General features: G+C 71.7%; 21 protein-coding genes, 1 tRNA gene and 2 pseudogenes. 13 read left to right on the forward strand and 11 right to left on the reverse strand.

Annotation, left to right across the window (positions count from 1 at the left end; translation table 11 throughout):
* The 5 genes from IE107_RS29380 to IE107_RS29400 form a co-directional block, all read right to left on the reverse strand.
* On the reverse strand, positions 1-1,379 hold a 1,379-nt coding region (locus IE107_RS29380; protein ID WP_189547390.1), incomplete at its 3' end, for a heavy metal translocating P-type ATPase.
* 121 nt (positions 1,380-1,500) lie between these two features.
* Positions 1,501-1,809 carry a heavy-metal-associated domain-containing protein gene (locus tag IE107_RS29385; RefSeq protein WP_189547391.1) on the reverse strand — a complete coding sequence of 103 codons (309 nt, stop codon included), beginning with the start codon at positions 1,807-1,809 and terminating at the stop codon, positions 1,501-1,503.
* 88 nt (positions 1,810-1,897) lie between these two features.
* Positions 1,898-2,884: a PrsW family intramembrane metalloprotease gene (locus tag IE107_RS29390; RefSeq protein ID WP_189547392.1), complete on the reverse strand. Its 987-nt coding sequence runs from the start codon at positions 2,882-2,884 to the stop codon at positions 1,898-1,900.
* A 151-nt stretch (positions 2,885-3,035) separates the two neighbouring features.
* Entirely contained in the window at positions 3,036-3,458 is a 423-nt protein-coding gene (locus IE107_RS29395; protein ID WP_229867335.1) for a peptidoglycan-binding domain-containing protein, read from the reverse strand.
* Between the two features lie 105 nt (positions 3,459-3,563).
* Entirely contained in the window at positions 3,564-4,511 is a 948-nt protein-coding gene (locus tag IE107_RS29400; protein ID WP_189547393.1) for a sugar phosphate isomerase/epimerase family protein, read from the reverse strand.
* 132 nt (positions 4,512-4,643) lie between these two features.
* On the opposite strand from IE107_RS29400, the gene iolC reads away from it, so the two are divergent.
* The 5 genes and pseudogenes from iolC (at position 4,644) to mmsA (ending at position 10,910) form a co-directional block, all read left to right on the forward strand.
* Positions 4,644-5,639, forward strand: coding sequence for a 5-dehydro-2-deoxygluconokinase (iolC, locus tag IE107_RS29405; RefSeq protein WP_189547394.1), 996 nt, complete (start codon positions 4,644-4,646; stop codon positions 5,637-5,639).
* A pseudogene (locus IE107_RS29410) lies at positions 5,636-6,520 on the forward strand (Cgl0159 family (beta/alpha)8-fold protein); the annotation flags it as partial. The gene iolC and the pseudogene IE107_RS29410, both read left to right, overlap by 4 nt.
* A 116-nt stretch (positions 6,521-6,636) precedes the next feature.
* A complete protein-coding gene (gene iolB, locus IE107_RS29415; RefSeq protein WP_189547395.1) occupies positions 6,637-7,521 on the forward strand; it encodes a 5-deoxy-glucuronate isomerase in 885 nt (294 codons plus the stop codon).
* Positions 7,518-9,398, forward strand: a complete 1,881-nt coding sequence (iolD, locus tag IE107_RS29420; protein ID WP_189547396.1) for a 3D-(3,5/4)-trihydroxycyclohexane-1,2-dione acylhydrolase (decyclizing) — start codon at positions 7,518-7,520, stop codon at positions 9,396-9,398. The genes iolB and iolD overlap by 4 nt, the downstream gene beginning before the upstream one ends.
* A gap of 12 nt (positions 9,399-9,410) precedes the next feature.
* The gene (mmsA, locus tag IE107_RS29425) at positions 9,411-10,910 is read left to right on the forward strand and encodes a CoA-acylating methylmalonate-semialdehyde dehydrogenase (protein WP_189547397.1); all 1,500 of its coding nucleotides are present in this window, start codon (positions 9,411-9,413) and stop codon (positions 10,908-10,910) included.
* A gap of 66 nt (positions 10,911-10,976) precedes the next feature.
* Here the strand turns inward: mmsA and IE107_RS29430 are convergent, their stop codons facing one another.
* Together IE107_RS29430 and IE107_RS29435 are read right to left on the reverse strand one after the other, a co-directional pair.
* A complete protein-coding gene (locus IE107_RS29430) occupies positions 10,977-11,399 on the reverse strand; it encodes a hypothetical protein (RefSeq protein WP_189547398.1) in 423 nt (140 codons plus the stop codon).
* A 123-nt stretch (positions 11,400-11,522) separates the two neighbouring features.
* Positions 11,523-12,251 carry a VC0807 family protein gene (locus IE107_RS29435; RefSeq protein ID WP_189547399.1) on the reverse strand — a complete coding sequence of 243 codons (729 nt, stop codon included), beginning with the start codon at positions 12,249-12,251 and terminating at the stop codon, positions 11,523-11,525.
* A gap of 224 nt (positions 12,252-12,475) precedes the next feature.
* Between IE107_RS29435 and IE107_RS29440 the strand changes: the two genes are divergently transcribed.
* Complete coding sequence (locus IE107_RS29440) at positions 12,476-13,081, forward strand: DUF4291 domain-containing protein (protein ID WP_189547400.1); 606 nt, start codon at positions 12,476-12,478, stop codon at positions 13,079-13,081.
* Positions 13,082-13,162: 81 nt separating this feature from the next.
* Here IE107_RS29440 and IE107_RS29445 read toward each other — a convergent pair whose 3' ends face one another.
* Both IE107_RS29445 and IE107_RS29450 read right to left on the reverse strand, forming a co-directional pair.
* Positions 13,163-13,345 carry a hypothetical protein gene (locus IE107_RS29445; protein WP_229867337.1) on the reverse strand — a complete coding sequence of 61 codons (183 nt, stop codon included), beginning with the start codon at positions 13,343-13,345 and terminating at the stop codon, positions 13,163-13,165.
* A 75-nt stretch (positions 13,346-13,420) separates the two neighbouring features.
* Positions 13,421-14,584, reverse strand: coding sequence for a DUF3103 family protein (locus IE107_RS29450; RefSeq protein ID WP_229867339.1), 1,164 nt, complete (start codon positions 14,582-14,584; stop codon positions 13,421-13,423).
* 220 nt (positions 14,585-14,804) lie between these two features.
* Here IE107_RS29450 and IE107_RS29455 point away from each other — a divergent pair, with 220 nt between their 5' ends.
* From IE107_RS29455 to IE107_RS29485, 7 genes and pseudogenes are all read left to right on the forward strand, one after another.
* Positions 14,805-15,527: a DUF981 family protein gene (locus IE107_RS29455; RefSeq protein ID WP_189547402.1), complete on the forward strand. Its 723-nt coding sequence runs from the start codon at positions 14,805-14,807 to the stop codon at positions 15,525-15,527.
* A gap of 151 nt (positions 15,528-15,678) precedes the next feature.
* Positions 15,679-18,339 (forward strand): alpha/beta fold hydrolase, encoded by a 2,661-nt coding sequence (locus IE107_RS29460; RefSeq protein WP_189547403.1) that lies wholly within the window; start codon positions 15,679-15,681, stop codon positions 18,337-18,339.
* Entirely contained in the window at positions 18,336-19,214 is an 879-nt protein-coding gene (locus tag IE107_RS29465; protein WP_189547404.1) for an ABC transporter permease, read from the forward strand. The genes IE107_RS29460 and IE107_RS29465 overlap by 4 nt, the downstream gene beginning before the upstream one ends.
* A 132-nt stretch (positions 19,215-19,346) precedes the next feature.
* Positions 19,347-20,948 carry a vWA domain-containing protein gene (locus tag IE107_RS29470; RefSeq protein ID WP_189547405.1) on the forward strand — a complete coding sequence of 534 codons (1,602 nt, stop codon included), beginning with the start codon at positions 19,347-19,349 and terminating at the stop codon, positions 20,946-20,948.
* A 42-nt stretch (positions 20,949-20,990) separates the two neighbouring features.
* Positions 20,991-21,458 (forward strand): anthrone oxygenase family protein, encoded by a 468-nt coding sequence (locus IE107_RS29475; RefSeq protein ID WP_189547406.1) that lies wholly within the window; start codon positions 20,991-20,993, stop codon positions 21,456-21,458.
* A 338-nt stretch (positions 21,459-21,796) separates the two neighbouring features.
* Positions 21,797-23,308 carry an FG-GAP and VCBS repeat-containing protein gene (locus IE107_RS29480; protein WP_189547407.1) on the forward strand — a complete coding sequence of 504 codons (1,512 nt, stop codon included), beginning with the start codon at positions 21,797-21,799 and terminating at the stop codon, positions 23,306-23,308.
* Between the two features lie 223 nt (positions 23,309-23,531).
* Positions 23,532-23,630: pseudogene (locus IE107_RS29485) on the forward strand (4a-hydroxytetrahydrobiopterin dehydratase); the annotation flags it as partial.
* Positions 23,631-23,856: 226 nt separating this feature from the next.
* Here the strand turns inward: IE107_RS29485 and IE107_RS29490 are convergent.
* A complete protein-coding gene (locus IE107_RS29490; RefSeq protein WP_189547408.1) occupies positions 23,857-24,264 on the reverse strand; it encodes a hypothetical protein in 408 nt (135 codons plus the stop codon).
* 858 nt (positions 24,265-25,122) lie between these two features.
* Positions 25,123-25,195: transfer RNA gene (locus IE107_RS29495), tRNA-Arg, on the reverse strand.
* Positions 25,196-25,414: the final 219 nt, after the last annotated feature.

A 25,414-nucleotide genomic window follows, 5' to 3' on the forward strand; every position in this document is an offset into this window, starting at 1 on the left:
ACCATGAGCGCGGTGGGGGTGGCCAGGCCCAGGGCGCAGGGGCAGGCGATGATCAGCACGGCCACGGCGGCGGTGAAGGCGGCGGTCACGTCGTCCGTGACGAGCAGCCACACGGCCAGGGTGGCGAGCGCGATCACCAGCACCACGGGCACGAACACCGCGGAGATCCGGTCCGCGAGGCGCTGCACCTCCGCCTTGCCACTCTGCGCGTCCTCGACGAGCTTCGCCATCCGGGCCAGCTGGGTGTCGGCGCCGACCCGGAAGGCCTCGACGACGAGCCGGCCGGAGGTGTTCACGGTGGCCCCGGTGACGAAGTCGCCGACGCCGGCCTCCACGGGCACGGACTCACCGGTGAGCATCGAGGCGTCCACGGCCGAGGCCCCCTCGACGACGATGCCGTCGGTGGCGATCTTCTCGCCGGGGCGGACGACGAAGAGATCGCCCACGACGAGCCGGGCGACGGGGACGCGTACCTCTCTGCCGTCGCGCAGGACGGAGGCCTCCTTCGCGCCCAGGTGCATCAGCGCACGCAGGGCGGAACCGGCCTTCCGCTTGGACCTCGCCTCCAGATAGCGGCCCAGCAGGAGGAAGGTGACGACGCCGGCCGCGACCTCCAGATAGATGGTGGACGAGGCGCCGTCGCGCGAGACGGTGACGTCGAAGCCGTGCCGCATCCCGGTCATGCCCGCGTCGCCGAGGAAGAGCGCCCACAGGGACCAGCCGAAGGCGGCCAGCGTGCCGATCGAGACCAGGGTGTCCATGGTGGCCGCGCCGTACCGAAGGTTGGTCCAGGTCGCACGGTGGAAGGGCAGCCCGCCCCAGACGACGACGGGAGCGGCGAGGGCGAGCGAGAGCCACTGCCAGTAGTCGAACTGGAGCGCCGGGACCATCGCGAGCACGACGACGGGGACGGCGAGCAGGGCCGAGACGGTCAGGCGCTGCCGCAGCGAGGCGAGGGCCCGGGCGGCGTCGCGCTCTTCGGGGTCCTCGCCCCCGGGTTCGGGCTGAACCCCGGTCGCCTCCGGTGACGTCGTGGACGGTGACGTGGTGTCCGGCGATGTCGCGGCCGGCCGCTTTGCGTCCGGTGACGCGGTGGCCGACGAGGGGGCGGACGGGGGTGGTTCGGGTCGGTGGTGAACCGGCTGCGCCGTGTAACCGGTCTTCTCGACCGTGGCGATCAGATCCGCGAGGCCCGTCCCCGGGCCGAAGGCGACCTTGGCCTTCTCGGTCGCGTAGTTGACGGTGGCGGTGACGCCGTCCATCCGGTTGAGCTTCTTCTCGACACGGGCCGCGCAGGAGGCGCAGGTCATGCCGCCGATCACGAGTTCAGCGGTCGAGCCCTCCGCCGCCCGGGTACCGGCCTCTGTGGCGCTGTGCATGTCCGAACTCCTGAAATGCCGACCGGGCCGTTCCCCACCAGTATCTGCTGGTCGGTCCGGCCCGGCGGCAAAGGGGGTGATGCCGGTGCATCCGGCGTATCGGGGCGTGCCCCGACGGTGTTCAGGCCCGGCCGACGAGCTCGTAGCCCGCCTCGTCGACCGCGGCGCGCACGGCCTCGTCGGCCAGCGGGGCCGCGGAGACCACGGTCACCTGGCCGGTGGAGGCCACGGCCTTCACCGAGGTGACACCCTCGATGCCGGAGATCTCCTCGGAGATGGCTCCCTCGCAGTGTCCACAGGTCATGCCGGACACCTGGTAGACGGTGGTCACGCCGCCCGCCTGCGCACCCGCGTCCGCGCTGTCGTGGCAGGAGCCGCTGGGCGAGCAGCAGGAACCGGTGGCCTGGGGGAGCTGGGTCTCGGTGGTCATGGTGTTCTCCTCTTCGACGAGCACAAAAGTTTGCGGCGTCGGAGACCCGGGAGGGCCCGGTGCGCCCGACACGATTCACTGTATACCCCTAGGGGGTATAAATGCGAGCGCCCTGCCGATCGCTTGCTCGAAAGATCCGCGCACTGCGGGCCAACGACCGCAGCCACGCGAGCGCGACGAGCGTGATCACGACGATGCCGCCGACGGAGAAGAGGGTGAACAGGTGCTGCTGCTCGGCGGTGGGGGTCAGGATGTAGCCCTGGGCGAAGAGCGCACGGCTCAGTCCCGTGTCGGTGATCCTGGCGACCAGCCAGATCGCGATGCCGTGCATCGAGTCCCAGAGCGCGTGCAGCACGGCGACGCCGAGATAGGTGCCGATCACGGGCGCGGTGAAGCGGAAGCGTCCGTTCGGCTTCCGGAACGAGAGGAGTACGCCACCGGCGATCGCGGTCCAGAGCCCGTGCCCGAACGGCGCGAGCACCCCGCGCAGCACCTCGGTCTCCAGCAGGGCGCGCAGGTCGATGCCCTTCATGGTGACGGCGGCGTTGAAGGCGTAGCCCGCGCTCTCGAAGGCGGCGAAGCCGAATCCGACCGCCGCGCCGAGCACCAGTCCGGCCCGCACGCCGTGGACGCCGGGGTGTCGGCGGAGTACGAACATCAGCGCCAGGAGCTTCACGGCCTCCTCGATCAGGCCGACGCCCAGGAATATCCAGACGGACGGATGCAGCAGATAGGACTCCATGACGGAGGCGCCGAGCACGCCCAGGATTCCGCCCGTCAGGAAGCAGCCGAGGATGAGGTTCACGCCGAGGTCGCGGCCGTGCCGTTCGTACGCCCACAGGGCGAAGACGGCGGGAACCAGGAAGCTGCCCAGCAGGATGAGGGTCGGCAGCAGGTTGGTGTTGCGGGTGGCGTACGTGACGACCGCGGTCAGCAGCCAGAGCGCGATGCCGCCCCACAGGCACCGCTTCCAGAGTCCGGGACGTGGCTGCTGCGGGGCGGGCGGGCCCTGTGGGTGCGGCGGGGCGGAAGGGGCGGCGGGTGACGGGCCGCCGGGCTCGCTGTGCCGGTTCACGTGGACTCCCTCTATGTCTCGTACATATCTCCTAATTTGTCCGAATCCTATGGTGTGTGGCGTCGTGGGGCATTCGGGCGAGGGCTGCCCCGTACGGGGTACTCGCCGCCGTACGGGGCCGGAAAGGAGGGCGGATCGCGGGAAGGGCGGGCTACGGGAAGGGCAGCGGGGTCACCTGGTTCGGCCCCGAGTGCCAGAGCGCCCACCAGGTGGCCGGGGTGACGCGGCCGTCCGGCAGGAGCGGCGGGTGGTCCGCCTGGAAGCGCTGCACGGCGACGAGCGTCTCGGGCCCGAACGTCCCGTCCACCGCGGACCAGCGCAGATAGTGACGGTTGGCCAGCAGGCACTGCGCCTGGGAGACCCGGTCGCCCCGCTCGCCGAAGGAGGTCGCCCGGTCTCCGTCGTAGAAGGCGCAGACCGGGCTGGAGCCGGGCGGCGGCACCGGGTTGCTCTCGTCGGCCGAGGCCCCCGGCGCGGAGGCGAGGGCGACGGCCAGGGAGACCGTGGCCAGGGCGGCCGCGGCCGACGCCCGGGATGCGGTCGTCCTGCGGGACGCGGACATCTTTCGGATCATGGTGAGCTGCTCCTTGTGCGGTGATGTGGCGTACGGCGGCGGGGCGCGACCGGGGCCGCGCCCCCCGACTTCTCACCGAGGACAACACCGCACGGTGCCGCTACGTCACTTCTCCGGGCCGGTCGGCGTGTCCGGGCGCCCCGGGCCCCCGCAGGAGCGGAGGAACTCCCGGGTGCGGCGGGCGATGGGGAGGGGCTTGTCGGGCGGGCACGGGTACATGTCCTGCTCGACGACGGCGAACAGATCGACGTCCAGCGCGCGGGCGGCGGCCAGCACGGGTTCCAGCGCGGGCACCCCGCCCGGCGGCTCGCACATCACCCCGCGCGCCACGGCCGGACCGAACGGCACCTCGTCCGCCACGACTTGGGCCAGGACCGCCGGATCGACCTGCTTGAGGTGCAGATAGCCGATCCGTTCGCCGTAGGTCTCGATCAGCTCGACGCTGTCGCCGCCGCAGTAGGCGTAGTGCCCGGTGTCCAGGCAGAGCGAGACGAGGTCCGGATCGGTGGCGTCGAGGAAGCGGCTCACGTTCTCCTCGGTGTCGATATGGGTGTCGGCGTGCGGATGGACGACGACGCGCAGCCCGAAGCGGTCCCGCACCTCGCGCCCCAGCCGCTCCGTCTGGGTCGTGAGGTGGCGCCACTGCTCAGCCGTGAGATCGCGGTCCTCCAGCACCTCGCCCGTCCTGTCGTCGCGCCAGAACGAGGGGATGACCACCAGATGCCCGGCGCCCATCGCCCGGGTGAGTGCCGCGATGCCGGCGACATGCGCCCAGGTCCGTTCCCAGACATCCGGTCCGTGGTGCAATCCGGTGAAAACGGTCCCGGCGGAGACCGACAGCCCGCGGCGGCGGGTCTCGTCGGAGAGGCGGGCCGGGTCGGTCGGGAGGTAGCCGTACGGGCCGAGCTCGATCCACTCGTAACCCGCCGCGGAGACCTCGTCGAGGAAGCGCTGCCAGGGCACCTGGCGCGGATCGTCGGGGAACCACACCCCCCACGAGTCGGGTGCCGAACCGATACGGATACGGGCCGGGGCCCCTGCGGAGGAGGTCATGGCGTCCAGACTTCCGGCCGGAGGGGCGGGTGTCAATCATTCGTCCTTATGTCCGGACAAAGCATTGACAGGGTTCCGGGGGAGGGCTAGACCTGGGGGCAGTCACCCCGGACGGCGGTCGAAGGGACGGTCATGCCTGAGCGGTACGACGTCATCACCATGGGCCGCATCGGTGTGGATCTCTACCCTCTCCAGACCGGTCTGCCCCTGGCCCGGGTCGACACCTTCGGGAAGTTCCTCGGCGGCTCGCCGTCCAATGTCGCCGTCGCCGCGGCCCGGCTCGGGAGGCGGACGGCGGTGGTGACACGGACGGGCCGGGACGCCTTCGGGGAGTATCTCCACCACCAACTGCGGGAGTTCGGCGTGGACGACCGGTGGGTGACGCCCGTCGACGCGTATCCGACGCCGGTCACCTTCTGCGAGATCTTCCCGCCCGACGACTTCCCCCTCTACTTCTACCGGCAGCCCAAGGCCCCCGATCTGGAGATCCACACCTGGGAACTTGACCTCGAAGCGATCCGGTCCGCCCGGGTCTTCTGGATGACCGGAACCGGGCTGTGCGCCGAACCGAGCCGGACCGCGACCCTCGCCGCACTGCGCGCCCGCGACCGCCGCTCCGTCACCGTCTTCGACCTCGACTGGCGCCCGATGTTCTGGGACACCGCGGACGACGCACCGGAGAACGCCCCCGCCGCCCGCTACCGGGAGGCCCTCGCCCTCGCCACCGTCGCCGTCGGCAACCTCGACGAGTGCGAGATCGCGACCGGCGAGCGCGAACCGCACGCGGCCGCCCGCGCCCTGATCGGCGCGGGCGCCGAACTCGCCGTCGTCAAGCAAGGACCCGGGGGCGTGCTCGCCGTCCACCGCGACGGCGCGGTGGCCGAAGTGCCGCCGCTGCCCGTCGAGGTGGTCAACGGCCTCGGCGCCGGCGACGCCTTCGGCGGGGCGCTCTGCCACGGGCTCCTCGCGGGCTGGGAGACCGGGCGCATCATGCGGTACGCCAACGCGGCGGGGGCCATCGTCGCCTCCCGGCTCGCCTGCTCGTCCGCCATGCCGTTCCCGTACGAAGTCGAAGCGGCCCTGACCGAAGGCGCCGTCACCTCCCGCCCCACCGGAGCCACTCCATGACGCCCCCGGCCTCCTCCGTCTCCGAACTCGTCCAGTTGCGCATGCGCCACCCCGAGGCCGTCGCCGAAGCCGCCGCGCGACGCCGCAGACGCCCCCTGGTCGGCCGCGGCGGACGGCTGATGATCATCGCGGCGGACCATCCGGCCCGCGGCTCCCTCGCCGTCGGCCACCGCGCACTGGCCATGGCCAACCGCTTCGAGCTGCTGGAACGGCTCCGGCTGGCCCTCTCCCGGCCCGGCGTCGACGGGGTGCTCGCCACCGCCGACATCCTCGACGACCTGCTGCTCCTCGGCGCGCTGGAGAACAAGGTCGTCATCGGCTCGATGAATCGCGGCGGACTCGCGGGCGCGGCCTTCGAACTCGACGACCGCTTCACCGGCCACCGACCCGAGGACCTCGCCCGCCTCCGCTTCGACGCCGGCAAGCTGCTGCTCCGCATCGACTACGACGACCCCGGCTCGCTCGACACCATGCACGCCACCGCCCGCGCCATCGACGCCATGGCAGCGCACCGGCTGCCGGTCTTCGTCGAACCCTTCCTCTGCCGCCGCACCGACGGCCGGGTCCGCAACGACCTCGGCGCCGAGGCGGTCACCACCTCGATCGCCATCGCGTCCGGGCTGGCCGGGACATCCGCGTACACCTGGCTCAAGGTCCCCGTCACCGAGAACCCCGACGACATGGCCCGGGTGATGGAGGCGTCGACGCTGCCCGCCGTGCTGCTGGGCGGAGAGGTGGGCGACGACCTGGACGGGGCGTTCGAGAAATGGCGCACGGCGCTGCGGCTGCCGACCGTCCAGGGACTGGTGGTGGGGCGCTCGCTGCTCTATCCGGCCGACGGAGAGGTGGCCGCGGCCGTCGACACGGCTGTTTCGCTGCTGGAGCCGAGAACAACGGACCAGAGAACAACGGACCAGAGAACAACGGACCAGAGAACAACGGACCAGGGAGGGGCGGGGCACAGAGAGCCGGCTCCGGGAGAGAGGAAGCCGGGAGCATGACGACGGGCGACGACGGATCGCGGTACCACCTGAAGGCCGGGAGCACGGCGAGCGGCCCGTACACCCTCGACATCGACCCGGAGCGGGCCGGCTGGGACCGATCGAGCCTGCGGGTGCTGGAGCTCGCACCCGGTGGAGTCCACACGCTCGTCACCGGGGAGAGCGAGTGGATCGTTCTGCCGTTGACCGGTGGCTGTACGGTGCACTCCTCGGGTGAGATCTTTGAACTGCTGGGCCGGGAAAGCGTGTTCAGCGGGGTATCCGACTTCGCCTATGTACCGCGTGACACCCGGGCACAGATCGCCTCCGGCGCTGGAGGCCGCTTCGCCCTGGCAGGAGCGAAGTGCGAGCGACGACTCCCCGCTCGCTACGGCCCCGCGCCGGAGGTACCCGTCGAGCTGCGCGGCTCCGGCAACTGCTCCCGCCAGGTCAACAACTTCGCCGCCGCCGACACCTTCGTATGCGACCGGCTGATCGCCGTCGAGGTCCTCACCCCCGGCGGCAACTGGTCGTCCTACCCGCCGCACAAGCACGACGAGCACCGCCCCGGAGCCGAGTCCGTGCTGGAGGAGATCTACTACTTCGAGGTGGAGCACGGCGGCCTCGGCTACCACCGGGTCTCGCCGTCCCGGGACGGCGGCACCGACGTCCTCGCCGAGATCCGCGACGGCGACGCGGTCCTGATCCCCGACGGCTGGCACGGCCCCTCCATCGCCCCGCCCGGCCGCACCCTCTACTACCTCAATGTGATGGCGGGCCCGGGGGAGCAGCGGGAGTGGCTGATCACCGACCACCCCGACCACCGCTGGATCCGCGACACCTGGCCCGCGCAGCCGGTGGACCCCAGACTCCCCTTCCACCGGACGGAGGCACGCCCATGAGTACCCGTCACCTCACCACGGCACAGGCCCTGATGACCTTCCTGTCCCGCCAGTACACCGAGCGCGACGGCCGCCGCCGGCGCCTGATCGGTGCCACCTGGGGCATCTTCGGCCACGGCAACGTCGCCGGGATCGGCCAGGCCCTCGTCGAGTCCGGCCGTACGATGCCCTACCTCCAGGGCCGCAACGAACAGGCCATGGTGCACGCCGCCGTCGGCTACGCCCGCCAGTCGGGCCGGCTCTCCGCGCACGCCGTCACCACCTCCATCGGCCCCGGCGCCACCAACCTCGTCACCGGCGCCGCCCTCGCCACCGTCAACCGCCTCCCCGTCCTCCTCCTGCCCGGGGACACCTTCGCGGCCCGGCCCGCCGACCCCGTGCTCCAGCAACTGGAGGTCCCGGCCGCCGGCGACGTCTCCGTCAACGACTGCCTGCGCCCCGTCTCCCGCTACTTCGACCGGATCACCCGCCCCGAGGCCCTGGTCCCGGCCGCCCTCCAGGCCATGCGGACCCTGACCGACCCGGCGGAGACCGGCGCCGTGACGCTCGCGCTGCCGCAGGACGTGCAGGCCCAGGCGTACGACTGGCCGGAGGAGTTCTTGGCCGAGCGCGTCTGGTACGTACGCCGCCCCGCCCCCGATCCGTACGAACTCGACCGGGCGGTACGGGCGGTGCGCACCGCTCGCCGGCCGCTGATCGTGGCGGGCGGCGGGATCCACCACAGCGCCGCCGAGGAGACCCTCGCCGCGTTCGCCGCCGCCACCCGCATCCCCGTCGCCTCCACCCAGGCCGGCAAGGGCTCGCTGCGCCACGACCACCCCGCCGACGTCGGCGGCATCGGCCACACCGGCACCGCGACCGCCGACGAGCTGGCCCGCACCGCAGACCTGGTCATCGGCATCGGCACCCGCTACTCCGACTTCACCACCGCCTCCGCCACGCTCTTCTCGAACCCGGCGGTCCGCTTCCTCAACGTCAACATCACCGGCTTCGACGCCCACAAGCTCGGCGCCCTCCCGCTCGTCGCCGACGCCCGCGCCGCCCTCGAAGCCCTCACCGCCGCGCTCGCCGCCCGTGGCCACCGCGTCGACCCCGCGTACGAGACGGAGTACACCGACGCCAAGGAGCGGTGGGAGCAGCGCGTCACCACCGCGTTCACCGCCGACGACCCGCACGCCCGGCCCACCCAGGCCCAGGTCCTCGGCCTCCTCGACGCCCTCGTCACCGAGGACGACATCCTGATCAACGCGGCCGGCTCGCTCCCCGGCGACCTGCACAAGCTCTGGCGGGCCCGCTCCCCGCAGCAGTACCACGTGGAGTACGGCTACTCCTGCATGGGCTACGAGATCCCGGCCGCGATCGGCGTCCAGCTGGCCGCCCCCGGACGGCCCGTCTGGGCGCTCGTCGGCGACGGCACGTATCTGATGAATCCCACCGAGATCGTCACCGCGGTGCAGCAGGAACTCCCCGTGAAACTGGTCGTCCTCCAGAACCACGGCTACGCCTCCATCGGCGGCCTCTCCGAGCAGGTCGGCGCCGAACGCCTCGGCACCGCCTACCGGCACCGCGCCGCGGACGGCTCGTTCACCGGCCCTCCGCTCCCCGTCGATCTCGCGGCCAACGCCGGGTCGCTCGGCATGCGGGTGCTGCGCGCCAAGACCGTGCGTGACCTGCGCGAAGCCCTCGCCGAGGCGCGCGCGGCGGACCGTCCCACTTGTGTCTACGTCGAGACCGAAACGGCAGACACTGTGTCGGGCCCCCCTCCGGCACAGGCGTGGTGGGATGTTCCCGTAGCCGAAACGGCCGCCCGGCCGTCGGCCGTGAAAGCCCGGGAAGAGTACGAGCGCCACGTCGCCGACCGACGCCACCACCTCTGAAGGAGTTCTGTCATGAAGACCGTCAACCACTGGATCGGTGGCAAGACCGTCGAGGGCGCGTCGGGCAACTACGGCCCGGTCACCGACCCGGCCACCGGCGCCGTCACCACCCAGGTCGCGCTCGCCTCCCTCGAAGAGGTCGACGCCGCGGTCGCCGCCGCCAAGGACGCCTACGCCACCTGGGGCACGTCCTCGCTGGCCACCCGCACCGCGATCCTCTTCCGCTACCGCGCGCTGCTGGACGCCCACCGCGACGAGATCGCCGCGCTGATCACCGCCGAGCACGGCAAGGTGCACTCGGACGCGCTGGGCGAGGTCGCCCGCGGCCTGGAGATCGTCGAGCTGGCCTGCGGCATCACCACCCAGCTCAAGGGCGAGCTGTCCACCCAGGTCTCCAGCCGGGTCGACGTCTCCGCGATCCGCCAGTCGCTCGGCGTCGTCGCGGGCATCACCCCGTTCAACTTCCCGGCCATGGTGCCGATGTGGATGTTCCCGCTCGCCATCGCCTGCGGGAACACCTTCGTCCTCAAGCCCAGCGAGAAGGACCCGTCGGCCGCCAACCTGCTGGCCGAGCTGGCCGCCGAGGCCGGTCTGCCGGACGGTGTGCTGAACGTCCTGCACGGTGACAAGGTCGCCGTCGACGGGCTGCTGAACCACCCGGACGTCGCCGCCGTCTCCTTCGTGGGCTCCACCCCGATCGCCCGCTACATCCACACGACCGCCACCGCCAACGGCAAGCGCGTCCAGGCACTCGGCGGCGCGAAGAACCACATGCTGGTGCTGCCGGACGCGGACCTCGACGCCGCGGCCGACGCCGCCGTCTCCGCCGCGTACGGCTCCGCCGGTGAGCGCTGCATGGCGATCTCCGCGGTCGTCGCGGTCGGTGCCATCGGCGACGAGCTCGTCGCGAAGATCAAGGAGCGGGCCGAGAAGATCAAGATCGGCCCCGGCAACGACCCGACCTCCGAGATGGGCCCGCTGATCACCGCCGCCCACCGCGACAAGGTCGCCTCCTACGTCACGGGCGCCGCGGCCCAGGGCGCCGACGTCGTCCTGGACGGCACCGGCTTCACCGTCGAGGGCTTCGAGGACGGCCACTGGATCGGCCTCTCCCTCCTCGACAACGTGTCCACCGACTCGGACGCGTACAAGGACGAGATCTTCGGCCCGGTCCTGTGCGTGCTGCGCACCGAGACCTACGAGGAGGGCGTCGCCCTCATGAACGCCTCGCCGTTCGGCAACGGCACCGCGATCTTCACCCGCGACGGCGGCGCCGCCCGCCGTTTCCAGCTGGAGATCGAGGCCGGCATGGTCGGCGTCAACGTGCCGATCCCGGTGCCGGTGGGCTACCACTCCTTCGGTGGCTGGAAGGACTCCCTCTTCGGCGACCACCACATCTACGGCAACGACGGCGTGCACTTCTACACCCGCGGCAAGGTCGTCACCACCCGCTGGCCGGACCCGGCCGACGCCCCGGCGGGCGTGGACCTGGGCTTCCCCCGCAACCACTGATCAGCGTCCCGGCCCGACGGCCCGTACGGATGCACCGCGCATCCGTACGGGCCGTCGCCGTGCTCCTCACAGCCGCCGCAGCCCCATGTACTGGAGTCCGGCCATCCCCGCGACCGTGAGGGCCTGGAACACGATCCACACGTTGCCCGCGCCCGTGGCGGTCAGCGCGTCCACGGCCACGGCCACCACACCGGCCACCGCCCACGCCGTGTTCAGGGCGATGATCACGCCGACCGCGCCGCGGCCGATCTCCTCCCGGCGGGCGACGGTCAGCACCCACAGGGCGTACACCGTGAGGAACACTCCCACCGGGTACTGCACCGAGCGCGGCACTCCGAGGAACGGGTCCAGGACCGTGGCGAGCACGAGGTAGCCGATGCCGTTCGCCCCGGTGAGGACCACGTCCGCGACGAGGGCGAACCGGAGCAGACGGTCGGAGCGGGCGGTGTCCGCCGGCCGGACTGCACTGGCGTTCTGGGACGACATCATGAGGTCTTCCTTCCGTTGTCATGCGGCCGCACAGGGGATCGCATGGCTGTACGGGAACGGTAGGAACACGGGGGGTGCCCGCTCAATTACCTCCGGGGTAATCGAGCGGGTACCCAGGTCCGGTCAGAGCGCGGTCCGCGCCGCCTGCCCCGCCTCGACCTCCTCGGCGATCATCCGCTCCATCGGGACCGCGCCCATCCGCCCCGAGACCAGGAACGCGAGCACCATCGTCGCCGACGTGATCACCGTGCCGAGCCACACCATCGTCTCCACCGGCACCGTGTACGCGCCCACGGCCCGCACCACGCACTCGCCCAGCAGCGCCGCACCCCACACCGCCGAGAACCGGATCTCCGCCTGCCGGAACGCCGCCGAGCCGGCCGAGAGCCGCTGCCAGGCGGCGTCCTTGGCCGCGTCCCCCTTGACCAGCACGGGCCGCACCCCCGCGCTCATCATCGGCTGCCCCTTCAGCGCGGCCACCAGGACGACGAGCCCGATGATGCTGCTCACCCCGCTGTCCTTGGCGAGCATCAGCCGCGGATCCCCGACCGCCAGACTCGTCAGCAGGCTGACCGCGTTGACCGACACCATCAGCGCCGCCAGCCCGTTGAGCCGCCGCTCGCGCACCACGCTCCACACGGTGCGCACGGCCGGCAGCACACTGCTCCAGGCCAGCGCGGCGAAGGTGCTCAGACCCGCCGCCTTCAGCGCGTAGTACGAGACGAGCGGCACCCCCACATCCACGAGCAGCGGCGCCATGCTGTCCAGCAGAGCCTTGCGCGGCGCGTACGGAGCGGGGGCGGCCGGAGCATCTGCGACCGGGGCGGTGACGGTGGCGGCCGGGCTGGTCATGAGGGGTTCCTCCCGTATCGGCGGGAGCCTTCGCGGCCCCGCTCTCGATACGTACAGACTGGCCGCCGGGGCCCGGTGCCCGGCAGAGCCGCGTGTACCGGGCTCCGTATGACGAATGTCAGTGCCCGTCGGTGCCAGGCCTGTTCACCATCCTGCGGAGCCCTGGACTCCGGTACGCCGTAAACCGTTCGCCGCGCCCGGTGGGCCGGTGTTCTGATGGGGCCATGACCGCTCCGACCAGGCCGCAGTACGAGATCCGCGCCCAGCACACCGGCACCACCGTCACCGTGTATCAGGCGTACACCCCCTCCCTCGGTCTTCCCGCCGTCCGTGACGGGCGCTTCCCCGAAGCCTGGAAGCGTGACCGCATGACATGGATCAAGCCGAGCTTCCTGTGGATGATGTACCGCTGCGGCTGGGGGCTGAAGGAGGGTCAGGAGACCGTGCTGGCCGTCGAGATCACCCGCGAGGGCTTCGACTGGGCCCTGGAGCATGCCGAACTCTCGCACTACGTCAGGGGAGTCCACCCGGACCGCGCGACCTGGCAGCGGAACCTGCGCCGTGCCCCGGCCCGCGTCCAGTGGGACCCCGAGCGCGACCTGCGCCTGAACCGGTTGCCGTACCGCTCGCTCCAGCTGGGGCTCTCCGGCGAGGCGTCCCGGCGGTACGCGGACGAATGGACGGTGTCGATCCGCGACGTCACTCCGCTCGCCCGGCAGATCCACGGCCTGGTGCGTGAGGGACGGCTCGACGACGCGGCGGCACTCCTGCCCGTGGAGACGCCGTACCCGCCGGGCGGCGTCCCGCTCCCGGCGCGGGGGGCGGCCTGACCAGCGGGAAGGCGCCTGTCGGCCAAGAAGCAGACAGGCGGGCACCGGGCGGCTGGTCAGCACCGAACGATCAGCCCAGCGTCATGCATCGTTCCCGCCCGTGTCCCCGCCGTCGGTGATCTGCTTGACGATCAGCAGCTGCCGGCCGGCCGGCCGCACCCGCCACACCCGTGACCGCGGACTGCTGTCCAGAAGTTCGGTCTGCTCGGGAGTGCCCACGGTGGAGAGCAGCGCCTCGTTGAAAGCGTCCCGCTCTTCCGGCACGGGCGGCAGTCTGGCCCCGGGCGCATGCGCGGCGTCGCGCTCCGCGCATGCTCCGGCGCGTCGGGGCGCGGGTGGTCAGAGCTCCGGCACGTGGTACGGCGAGACGGTCATCCAGCCGTTGCCCGCGGCTCCGTTGCGCGTGCCGCTGCTGCTCCTGGCGAGGGTGTACCAGGAGTCGACATAGTCCGGGTCGTCGGTCCACCAGCTGGTGGGGATGGCGTCGAGCAGCGCGTCGGCCAGGGGGATGTACGCGCCCTGGTCGGTGATGGTGAGCAGGACCGTGGCGATGGCCTTGGCCAGGGCCTGGTAGTTGGTGTCCCCGTCGTCCTCCATCATGACCGCGTCGGCCAGGTCGTACTTGTAGTTGGACCAGTTCACGAGGACCTGGCCCGGGTAGCAGGTCGTGTCCTCCTCGTTCAGATAGGGCATCTCGACGGTGTCGACGCGCGGTTTGCCGTCCTTGCCGAAGCCCGTGACGAGCGTGAAGATCTCGGCGTCGCCCTTGAAGAACGGCTCCTTGACGTCGCCGATCCGCACCGAGTCGATCCGGGTGGTGTCGATGCCCGCGGCGGCCTGGGTGCTGGTCCCGGCGGCCGGTGCGGCGACGCTCAGGCCCCTGGACTCCAGGGCCTTGTCGATGACCTTCAGCCCCTCGGCGACGGCCTTCGCGCCATCGATGTCGACGAGGTAGACGGGCCGGTCGGGGACGCTGTCCAGGGACAGCTCGTGGGCCGCGCCCCTGCTGTCGTACGCGGTGAAGGCCGAGCCGCCGTCGTCCGACGGAGCGGCGGCCACCAGCGGGGCCGTGCCCGAGGCGAGCCGGCTTTGCATCGACGCGTCCGCCAGGCCGAGCCGCAGCAGCGAACCCGCGCCGCTGCCCAGGCCCTTGGCGGCGGCGACGCCCCGGTCGGCCGCGGTGATCCCGGCGGCGAGCTTCCGGCCGGCCGGGGCGGCGGCGTCGCCGGTCAGCTTGCCGAGGCCGACCGAATCCGCCGCCAGGGCGGCTCTGCGGACCTCTCTGCTCCAGTCCGGATCGGCCAAGGACCGGGCGAGGGCGAGCGCGGTGGCGTCCTCGATGCCGGAGACCGAGGAGGAGAAGGAGACCGAGGAGGCGGTGGCGGTGGCAGCCGTGTTCGTTCCGGTCGGTGCTGCCAGCGCGGTGCCCTGGAGCGGGATCAGGGCGGTGGCGGCCAGGGTGACGCCGATCAGGGCCGTGCGCAGCGGTGTGGATGTACTCAAGGGGAGCTCTCCTGCCGACAGTTGGAGCACTACGGGAAGGGCGAGACGACCACCGGCATCCGGTGAGCTGTGGAGGGGGCGATCGCATCGGTCTATGCGAGTAGACCGTGACTGGGTGTCCATGACAAGACCCCCAAGGTCCTGGCCGGACGCCGCCCCGTCGGCCCGGACGATCGGTCAAATGCCGCATCGAGGGCATTTACGCCGATACGCTCCCGAGATGATTCACCATGTCATCCCCCTGGCGGCATCCGGCCTGAAGATCGACTGGGCCAGGATGCCGACGTACAACACGATCATGTCGGTGGCCGCCGGCGCGGGGCTGCTGCTCGTGGTGGCGCTGGGGCGCCAGGTCCTCACGTCCGGACACACCATCAACCCCGAGGGCTGGGTCCTCGCGTTCGGGGCCCTCGGCTTCATCCTGGTCACCACGGGCCTCCACATGACCCTGACCTGGCCACTCGCCGGACAGGGCTTCCCGTTCGACAACATCATCTTCGGTGAACCGGCGCTCGCCTTCGGTGTCTTCCTCTTCGCCGCCTCCTTCTACCTCTGGAGACGCGGAGCCGGACTCAACAGCGCGGACCGCATCGCCAGGTCGGCCCGCACCGCCATGCCCATCTCCGTCTTCGTGTTCGGTCTCGGGCTCGCCTGCTTCGGCATCGCCGCCGCGGGCTGGAAGTACACCCTTTTCGCCGCACCGCCCGAGGAACCCGTCTCGGGCGAGTTCGCGCAGTGGCCGATCCTGGAGGCGAGCTTCATGTCCGGGCTCTACGTCCTGGTGGGCATCGGCGCGGTGCTGTTCCCGTTCGTGCTGCGCCGGCCGTCGAGCTGGATGGCTCCGGTGATCGGCGTCGTCTGGGGCCTGGCCGGTCTGGCGTTCCTGCTCTTCGGCGGGCTCAACTACTTCACCCACATCGGCCTCATCGTCAACACCATGTGAGCCACCCGGTGTCCGGCGGCCCGCCGCATGCGAACGACCCGGCATACCGCGAACGGAGTACGGCGGGGAGCGCGGTACTCCGCGAGGAGGCCGGAGAGTTCACCCCGGGGGCTGCCCGCGCACGGCGGCGGTCCGCTTAGGGTCGACAACCATGGAGACCCCTCTCGCGCGTACGCCCCGGTGGCGGCGCCTGCTGCCCCGCCGGCGCGGCCGGTGGGCCGCGGGCCTGGCGGCGCTCGCCGTGCTGGCCGGTGCCGGCACCTGGAACGCCGCGGCCGACGGCGGCGGGCCCGCGGTGCACCGCCAGGACCGGACGATGAAGGCCGACGGGGTGTCCATCGACACCTCGTACTTCACCGCCGGTGGCGGCGGGCGCCGGCCCGCCGTGCTGATCGGGCACGGCTTCGGCGGCAGCAAGGACGATGTGCGGGCACAGGCCGAGCGGCTGGCCCGTTCCGGGTACGCCGTGCTGACCTGGTCCGCCCGCGGATTCGGGAAGTCGGGCGGCGACATCGGGCTCAACGACCCCGACCGCGAGGTCAAGGACGTGTCCCGGCTGATCGACTGGCTCGCGGGCCGGCCCGAGGTGCGGCTCGACGCCGAGGGCGACCCACGCGTCGGGATCACCGGAGCCTCCTACGGCGGGGCCGTCTCGCTCCTCGCGGCCGGATACGACGAACGCGTCGACGCCGTCGCACCACAGATCACGTACTGGAACCTCGCCGACGCACTGTTCCCCGGCGGGGTGTTCAAGAAGCTCTGGGCCGGGATCTTCGTCACCACCGGCGGCGGCTGCCAGAAGTTCGAGAAGCGGCTCTGCGAGATGTACGAACGGGTCGCTGTCGGCGGAGAGCCGGACGCCGCCGCGCGTGCGCTGCTGACCGAACGTTCGCCGAGCGCCGTCGCCGACCGCATCAGGGTGCCCGCGCTCATCGTGCAGGGACAGTCCGACTCCCTCTTCCCGCTCGGCCAGGCCGACGCCATGGCCGAGGCCATCAGCGGCAACGGCGCACCCGTCGCCGTCGACTGGATCGCCGGCGGGCACGACGGCGGCGACCTGGAGACCGACCGGGTCCAGCGGCGGATCGGCGACTGGTTCGACCGGTATCTCAAGGAGGACAAGGGCACCGGCACCGGGCCCGGCTTCCGCGTCACCCGCACCGGAGGCATCGACTCCACCGACGGAGCCGCCCTCACGCGCGGGGCGAGCAGCGATACGTACCCCGGACTGAGCAGCGGCGCACGGAGCGTCGAGCTGGGCCGTCGTACGCAGACGTTCCGCAACCCCGCCGGGGCGGGCCCGCCCGCCATCTCCGCCGTGCCCGGGGCCGGCGTCGGCCTCGCCCGGCTCTCGTCCCTCGGCGTCGGGCTCTCGATCGACTTCCCCGGACAGCACGCCCGCTTCGACTCGGCACCGCTGGACGAGCCGCTGGACATCACCGGCTCACCGGCCGTCCGGGTCGACGTCGAGGCCGGGCGGGGCGACGCGGTGCTGTTCGGCAAGGTGTACGACGTGTCCCCGGACGGCAAGCAGCAGCTGCTGCCCGCCCAGCTGGTCGCCCCCTTCCGGATCACCCCGGACCGGCAGGGCGAGCCGGTCGTGCTGACCCTCCCCGCCATCGACCACCGGTTCGACGCGGGGCACCGGCTCCGCCTCGTCCTCTCCGCCACCGACCTCGGCTACGCCTCCCCGGCCGAGCCGACGACGTACACCGTGACCCCCGCCGGCCCGCTGACCGTCCCCACCGCCCCCGGCCTGAGGACCGCACCGGCCGGCCTGCCCCGGTGGACCTGGGGGCTCCCGGCCGCCGCCGCGGTGATCGCCGCCCTGCTGCTGCTCACCGCGCGCCGCCGCACCGCCACGCCCGCCCCCGACCCGGCGCTCGCCGGCGTGCCCCTCCAGATCACCGGCCTGGCCAAGAAGTACGCCGGGTCCACCGACCGGTACGCCGTGCAGGACCTGTCCTTCCGGGTCGAGAAGGGACAGGTGCTCGGCCTCCTCGGGCCCAACGGCGCGGGCAAGACCACGACGCTGCGCATGCTGATGGGGCTCATCACCCCCGACGACGGCGAGATCCGGGTCTTCGGACAGGCCATCCGGCCGGGCGCCCCGGTGCTGTCCCGGGTCGGTTCGTTCGTCGAGGGCGCCGGATTCCTGCCGCACCTGTCCGGGCGCGCCAACCTGGAGCTGTACTGGCAAGCCACCGGGCGCCCCGTCGAGGACGCGCACCTGGCGGAGGCACTGGAGATCGCCGGGCTCGGCGACGCACTGGCCCGCGCCGTCCGCACGTACTCGCAGGGCATGCGGCAGCGTCTCGCCATCGCCCAGGCCATGCTCGGCCTGCCGGACCTGCTCATCCTCGACGAACCGACCAACGGCCTCGACCCGCCCCAGATCCGCGAGATGCGTGACGTGATGATCCGTTACGCGGCCGGGGGCCGGACCGTCATCGTCTCCAGCCATCTGCTCTCCGAGGTCGAGCAGTCCTGCACCCACCTCGTGGTCATGGACCGCGGCCGGCTCGTCCAGGCCGGCCCGGTCGCCGAGATCACCGGCTCCGGTGACATGCTGCTCGTCACCACCGCGCAGGAGGTCGCCGAACCGCTCGTGGAGAAGATCGCCGCACTGGCGGGGATCGGCTCGGCGGCCCGCACCGGTGACGGCCTCGGGCTGCTGGTCCGGCTCGACGGCGCCACCCCGGCCGGACTGATCGCTGAACTCGTCCGGCTGGACGTGCCGTTGACCGGTGTCGGACCGCACCGCCGCCTGGAGGACGCGTTCCTCACCCTGATCTCCGGAGGCTCCGCATGAGTGCCGCAGTCGACCTCGCCGGGAGCGCCGAAGCCCCCGGCTACCGGGCCCGGCACACCCTGCCGCTGCGCGTCGAGGCGGTACGCCAGCTGCGCAGGCGCCGCACCCTGCTCATGGGCGGGGTGCTGGCCGCGCTGCCGTTCGTCCTGATCATCGCGTTCGCGATCGGCGGCACCCCGGACTCGCGGGGCGGCGGCAGCGACCGGATCACCCTGATGGACACCGCGACCGCCTCCGCCGCGAACTTCGCCGCGACCTGCCTGTTCGTCTCCGCCGGGTTCCTGCTCGTGGTCCCGGTCGCACTGTTCTGCGGGGACACCGTCGCCTCCGAGGCGAGCTGGTCGTCGCTGCGCTATCTGCTGGCGGCGCCGGTGCCGCGGGCCAGGCTGCTGTGGAGCAAGCTCGTCGTGGCGCTCGGTTTCAGCCTGGCCGCGATGGTGCTGCTGCCGCTCGTCGCACTGGCCGCGGGAGCCGTCGCCTACGGCTGGGGGCCGCTCGAACTGCCCACCGGGGGAGCGCTCGCCGCCTCGGAGACCGTGCCGCGGCTCGCACTCGTCGTCGCGTTCGTCTTCGTGTCCCAACTGGTCACCGCCGGGCTGGCGTTCTGGCTGTCCACGAAGACCGACGCCCCGCTGGGCGCGGTCGGCGGCGCGGTCGGGCTGACCATCGTCGGCAATGTGCTGGACGCCGTCACCGCGCTGGGTTCCTGGCGCGAATTCCTGCCCGCGCACTGGCAGTTCGCCTGGGCGGACGCGCTCCAGCCCGGCATCGAATGGGGCGGCATGGTCAAGGGTGCGGCGATCTCGGTGACGTATGCCCTGATCCTGTTCGCCTTCGCCTTCCGGGGGTTCAGTCGTAAGGACATCGTGTCCTGAGCCCGACGTTCCGCCGGCCTTCCGGCCTCCGTTGCCGCATCGAGATCCATCCGCAATGTCTTCGTCGGCTCCTGGGCGCCGTCCCGCACGTCACATTCACAAGTGCTGGCACGAGGACGTTGGGGGCAGGCGATGGAACGCCGGACAGGCACGTACGCGAAGAAGCACGGGCGGAGATGGCAGGGCGCACTCGGGGTGCTGTTGGCGGGCGGGGTGCTGCTCACCGGGTGCTCCGGGACGTCGAGCGTGAACAAGGCCGCCACCGACGGCCGGGGCGACGGCCCGCGCCAGGCTCCGGAGCCCGCCGCGCCGGGCGGCGCGGCCGACAGCGACGGGACGAAGAAGCGGGACGGGCTGCGGGAGTCCGCACCGCCCGACTACCTCTCCACCTTCGCCCTGGACGTCGACACCGCCTCCTACGGCTACGCCCGCCGCACCCTCGACGACAACGGCCTGCCGGATCCGTCCACGGTGCGGCCCGAGGAGTTCGTCAACAGCTTCCGCCAGGGCTACCGGCGCCCGGCCGGCAACGGCTTCAGCGTGAACGTCGACGGGGCCCGCGCGGGGGCGAAGGGCGGCGACTGGTCGCTGGTGCGGGTGGGGCTGGCCACCCGCGCCGCTCCCGCCCGCGAGGAACGCCCGCCCGCCGCACTCACCTTCGTCGTCGACATCTCCGGCTCGATGGCCGAGACGGGCCGTCTCGACCTGGTGAAGAAGTCCCTGGACATCCTCACCGACGAACTCCGCGACGACGACTCGGTCTCCCTGGTCACCTTCAGCGACGAGGCGAAGACCCTGCTGCCGATGACCCGGCTGCGGGACCACCGCGGCCGGATCCGCGACCGGATCGACTCCATGGAGGCCACCGACTCCACCAATGTGGAGGCCGGTGTCCGCCGCGGCTACGACGAGGCTCTCGACGGCCGCGTCGAGGGCGCCAACAACCGGGTCGTCCTGCTCTCCGACGCCCTCGCCAACACCGGCGAGACCGACGCCGAAGCCATCCTGGAGCGCATCGGTTCCGCCCGCCGGGACCACGGCATCACCCTCTTCGGGGTCGGCGTCGGCAGCGAATACGGCGACGCGCTGATGGAGCAGCTCACCAACAGGGGCGACGGCCACACCACGTACGTCGCCGACGAGGAGCAGGCCCGCAAGGTCTTCGTCGACCAGCTGCCCGCCCACCTCGAACTGACGGCCCGCGACGCCAAGGCCCAGGTCGCCTTCGAACGGGACACCGTCAAGCAGTTCAGGCTCATCGGCTACGAGGACCGCAAGGTCGCCGACGAGGACTTCCGCAACGACCGCGTCGACGGCGGCGAGGTCGGCCCCGGCCACACGGTGACCGCGCTGTACGCCGTACGCCTCAGGGCCGGTGCCTCGGGCCATGTGGCGACGGCGACCGTGCGCTGGCTCGACCCCAGGACCCGGGCGCCGCACGAGCAGCAGGGCACGGTCACCACGGACGCGATCGACGGACCGCTGTGGGGCGGCGACAGCAAGCGCCTCCAAGTGACCGCGACCGCCGCGTACTTCGCCGAAGAACTGCGCGGCGGCCGGCTGCCCGGCGCGCCCGGACTCGGTGAACTCTCCGCGCACGCAAGGAAGCTGGCCGCCGAGACCGAGGACGCGTCGGTACAGAAGCTGGCGATCATGATCGGCCGGGCCGACCGGCTCAAGAACGGCCCGGGAGGCAGAGGTTCCGGGGAAGTGCCGGAAGGCGAACTGGGCTGAACGGGGAGCGGCGGCGCGCCCGCCGAGGACATGATGTGCCTCATGTCCTCCACCCTGTCCTCCCTGTTCCTGGCACTCGCCGTGATCACCACGGGCCTCTACGCCGGATTCATGCTGACCTTCCTGATCGCGATCATGCCGGGCATCGGGGCACTGCCCGACGAGCGGTTCACGGCCGCCATGCGCCGCTTCAACGAAAAGGTGCCGGGACCGGCCTTCCTGGTCCTCTTCCTCGGTGTGATCGCCTTCCCGGCCGCCGTGGTCGTCGGCGGCGACGGCGGCCCGGACCGGATGCTCGCCGTCGCGGCACTGGTCTGCGCCATCGCCGGCCACCTGATCACGATCGCCGGAAACATCCCGCTCAACCAGGCACTCGCAAAGTCCGAGGGCGGCGACGACAGTGCGGCCCGCGCGGCGTTCGAGTCCCGCTGGAACCGGCTCCACCGCGTCAGGACGCTGCTGTCCCTCGCCGCGTTCGCCCTGCTGGCCGTGGTCGGGGCGGAGTTCTAGGCCTGCCCGGCCCTGATCCGCCGGACAGGACCCGGCCGCGCGGACACGGGCCGGAGGGGACCGGCGGGCCGCCGCCGCGCGGGGCAGGCGGAGCCGGACAGCGCTCCGGCGGGAGCCGGAGTCGTCATGGCGGGCATCCCGCCGTTCAACTCCGGCCACGGCGATGGGATTTCGTCATCCGGGGTTCGCCGGTCGTTCGAGTGGCAGAGCTGTAACGGTCGCTTCCGGGAGGCAACCGTCGCGCGCCGAGGCCTGTCTGATTCTGCACAGCGCCGGTGCTCCACCGACGCACCGCACTGTCCACCCGAACCTTCCGAAATCTGAACGAAGGAGTCCACGTGGCATCCCGTGTCCTAGGAACCACCGTGGTCCTCGCCATCGCCGTGGCGACCGCCGTGACAACCTTCCCCACCGCCCAGGCGTCGACGCCCGACCGCGCCACGTCCTCGGTGTCGGCGTCCGCGAACGGGGCCGTGCCCGCACCGGCCCCGCGACGCGACGACTTCAACGGGGACGGCTACCCGGACCTGGCGTTCACCGCGCCCGGTGCCACGGTCGACGGCAAGGCCAAGGCCGGATACGTGGGCGTGGTGTTCGGCTCCAAGAACGGACCGCAGACCTCCACCAAGCAGGTCTTCACCCAGAACTCGCCCGGAATACCGGACGACGCCGAGACCGGTGACGCGTTCGGCAGCTCGATGGTCTCCGCCGACCTGGACAAGGACGGCTTCAGCGACCTCGTGGTCGGCGCGGGCAACGAACAGACCGGCACGTCCAAGCAGTCCGGTTCGCTCACCGTCATCTGGGGCGGCGCGCAGGGACTCTCCGGCGGCGCGACCCTCCTGAACGGCGAGGAACAGTACGCCGGGGTCGGCTCCAAGACCGCAGTCGGCGACTTCGACGGCGACGGCGCCATGGACGTCGTCACCTTCTCGGGGGGCGACATCCGGGTCCTGTCCGGCCCGTTCAAGCGCGACGGCAGCGCGGCGGCCCCCGTCCGGAAGATCCCCGACATGGACGATCTGCGCTTCATGGACATCGCCGCGGGCGACTTCAACGGCGACGGCCGCGACGACCTGGCGGCAGTCGTCCACGACGGCGACGAGTACGACGCCCGGCGCATCATCGTCCGCAACGGCGGCGCCACCGGCCTCGCCGAGAACTACACCACCGTCAACCGGCCCAACGGCTACCGTCTCCAGGGCGGCGAGACCATCGCGGCCGGCCACATCAACGGTGACAAGTACGCCGACCTCGTCGTGGGCCGCACGGTCGAGGGCTACGACAGCGATCTGGACTATCCGCTCGCCCTGGGCGGCATGATCACCTACGTGCCGGGCAGCGCCACCGGCCCGCGCGGCGACCGGGCCAAGGTCTTCAACCAGGACAGCGCCGGTGTCCCCGGCGCCGCCGAGGTGCACGACGGATTCGGCAGCTCGCTGTCGATCGGCGACATGAACGGCGACGGCTACGGCGACATCGCCGTCGGCGTCCCCCGGGAGGACATCGGCACGAAGAAGGACGCGGGTTCGGTCCTGGTCCTCCCCGGCACCGCGTCCGGCCCGACCGGGACCGGCACGGTGGGCTTCAACCAGGACACGACGGACGTCCCCGGGGCGGCCGAGGCCGGCGACCTGTTCGGCGCCGCGGCCAAGCTGGTCGACGCCAACCGCGACGGCCGCAGCGAACTGGCCGTCGGCGCCCCCGGCGAGAACGGCAACTCCGGTTCCCTGTGGGTCTTCCCGACCACGGAGAAGGGCCTGACGGCCAAGGGCTCGTTCACCTTCGGCCACGGAGCGCTGGGCACGGTGGGAACGGCCGCGACGCTGGGATCGTCGTTCAACCGCTGACCTCGCGTCCAGGCCCCGGGGGTGGGGCCGGCCCCACCCCCGGAAGTCGGGCAGCGGGTATGTCCCCGCCCCGGGGACCGCCTCCTACGGTGAGGCCATGCACCCCCGCACCGTGTGGCAGGCCCTGCCGTCGCCCCGCTATCCGCTGTCCTTCTGGCCCTGGCGGTCGGCCAATCACCTGATCAGCGGCGCTCTGGCCGGTATCACGCCGGTGTCGCGACCCACGCACGATGCCGGCTACAAGCTGACTGAGGCTGACTTTGACCTTGCCGCTCGGATCGATGCCATCGCGGCGGCACACCAGTCCACGCCTCTCGACTGAAACCGGGCGCACAAGAACCGCCCCCTGCACCGGCCGAGGCCAGGCAGGGGGCGTGTCATGGGTTACGACTGTTGTGCACTGAGAGAGCGGGCCGGAACCGGGCATTCGACCATCATGGAGCCGCCGGCGGAGGGGGTGCACGCGTTGCCTGTCACCCGCCGATGACTGCGCAGCCCTCTTACGGGGGCACGGCGCACGGTCTGCGCCCCACGGTGGTGGTGGGCCGTTACAGGACGGCTACGGTGAACGGCCGGTCTGCGCCCTTGCCGCTGCTGTCGCTGGTGACGATGGTGATGGTGTTGGCGTCGTTGCCACAGTAGGAGTGCGGCGCACCGATGGCGGTGATCTCTCCTCGGAAGTTGTTGAGCGTGGCGACGATCGCCGCAGTGGAAAGGTCGCTCACGGCACGGGACGGGACCTTGATGCAGTAGACGCCAACGCCGCTGCCCCGGGTGACCGACTGGACGTTCTTGCCGCCCAGGAGCGTGGCGTTGCCGGCCACCTTCGCGGCGGCGCGGGCGTAGGGGGCGTCGATGTCGGCAGCCGAGGCGGTGCCGGACAGAACGGTCAGAGACGTCGCTGCGCCGAGAGCGAGCGCGAGGACGCGGCTGGTACCTCGAGTTGTGGTGCGCATTTTCTCTTTCACAGCCCTTTGCTGTCGAGCGATTACAAACAGCGACAGTCTGGGGGTCGCGGGCAGCCGTTTGTGAGCACTACGGCACATACCCCCCAGGCGAAGGAATGTCGCACCTCCTGGTTGACCATGCCTTCGTCGACGGGCAGCGCCGATCGTGGCTGGCTGCCGATCGCAACGCGATTACGTTCCCTTCCGGAGCGGCAGAAGCGGAGCGAAACCCAGAGGTCAGGAGCGGCGACGGTCGGCAGGCAGGCCAGCGACAGTCGGGGACGGTGAGGAGTCCGGGCTACTCGGTCCGGCGACACATCAGTCCGTCCGGATCGCCGGCGGCGGCCGGAGCGAGTCTCCGTCGGGGCAGGTCTGCGCCGTCACGCCCGTCGGCGCCGTTGGCCCCATTCTTCCCGTCCGCGCCTGCTGGACCGGGCGGCCCGGTGGCCGTCGCCCATGCCGCTCCCGGCGGACCAGACGGGCCGGGTACCGGTGTGGGCGTCGGCGCGTCCTTGCCCGCCGGACCGGTAGCACCCTGCTCACCGCGGGGACCAGCCGGGCCAGGGATCGGAACCGGGGCCTGCGCCCGGTCCGGTAGATCCGCCACTGCACGGCCAGGATGCGGCGCTGCAGGTGTCTCGCCCTTCGCTTTGATCTGAGCGCGCAGCACCCGCACGTCGCCCGTCAGTGTCGACACCGCCGACCCGCGTCGGTTCGCCTCGGTCGCGAGGTCGTCAGCGCGGCGGGCGGCAGTGTCGATCCCATGCTGCCCGCTATCGTGGGCAGTCGAGGCGCTTGGCGCATAAGCGATGTGCTTCGCGCCAAAAAGAAGCCTCACCGGCGTTTCCGCAGGTGAGGCCATGTGTGCGCCCCCGGCAGGACTCGAACCTGCGGCCAAGCGCTTAGAAGGCGCCTGCTCTATCCACTGAGCTACGGGGGCCGGGTGGTGGCCTCGGCGGCCTGGAGCCCTGGGGCCGGGCCGGTCGGTGACCTGCCGGGACAAGGATAGGGCTCCGATCGCCTCGACCTGGTTGCTTCACCTGCGTGGCACGATGTGGAGGTTCGGTGAAGCGAACCGATAATCGCAGGTGGGTGGGATTTGCGCAGCGCTTTTCGCGCCTCGCGCCCCGGGTGTTGTGCACTCGTTATGCCTGCGCCC

It is taken from the genome of Streptomyces gelaticus, from assembly GCF_014649535.1.
Taxonomy (GTDB): Bacteria; Actinomycetota; Actinomycetes; order Streptomycetales; family Streptomycetaceae; genus Streptomyces; species Streptomyces gelaticus.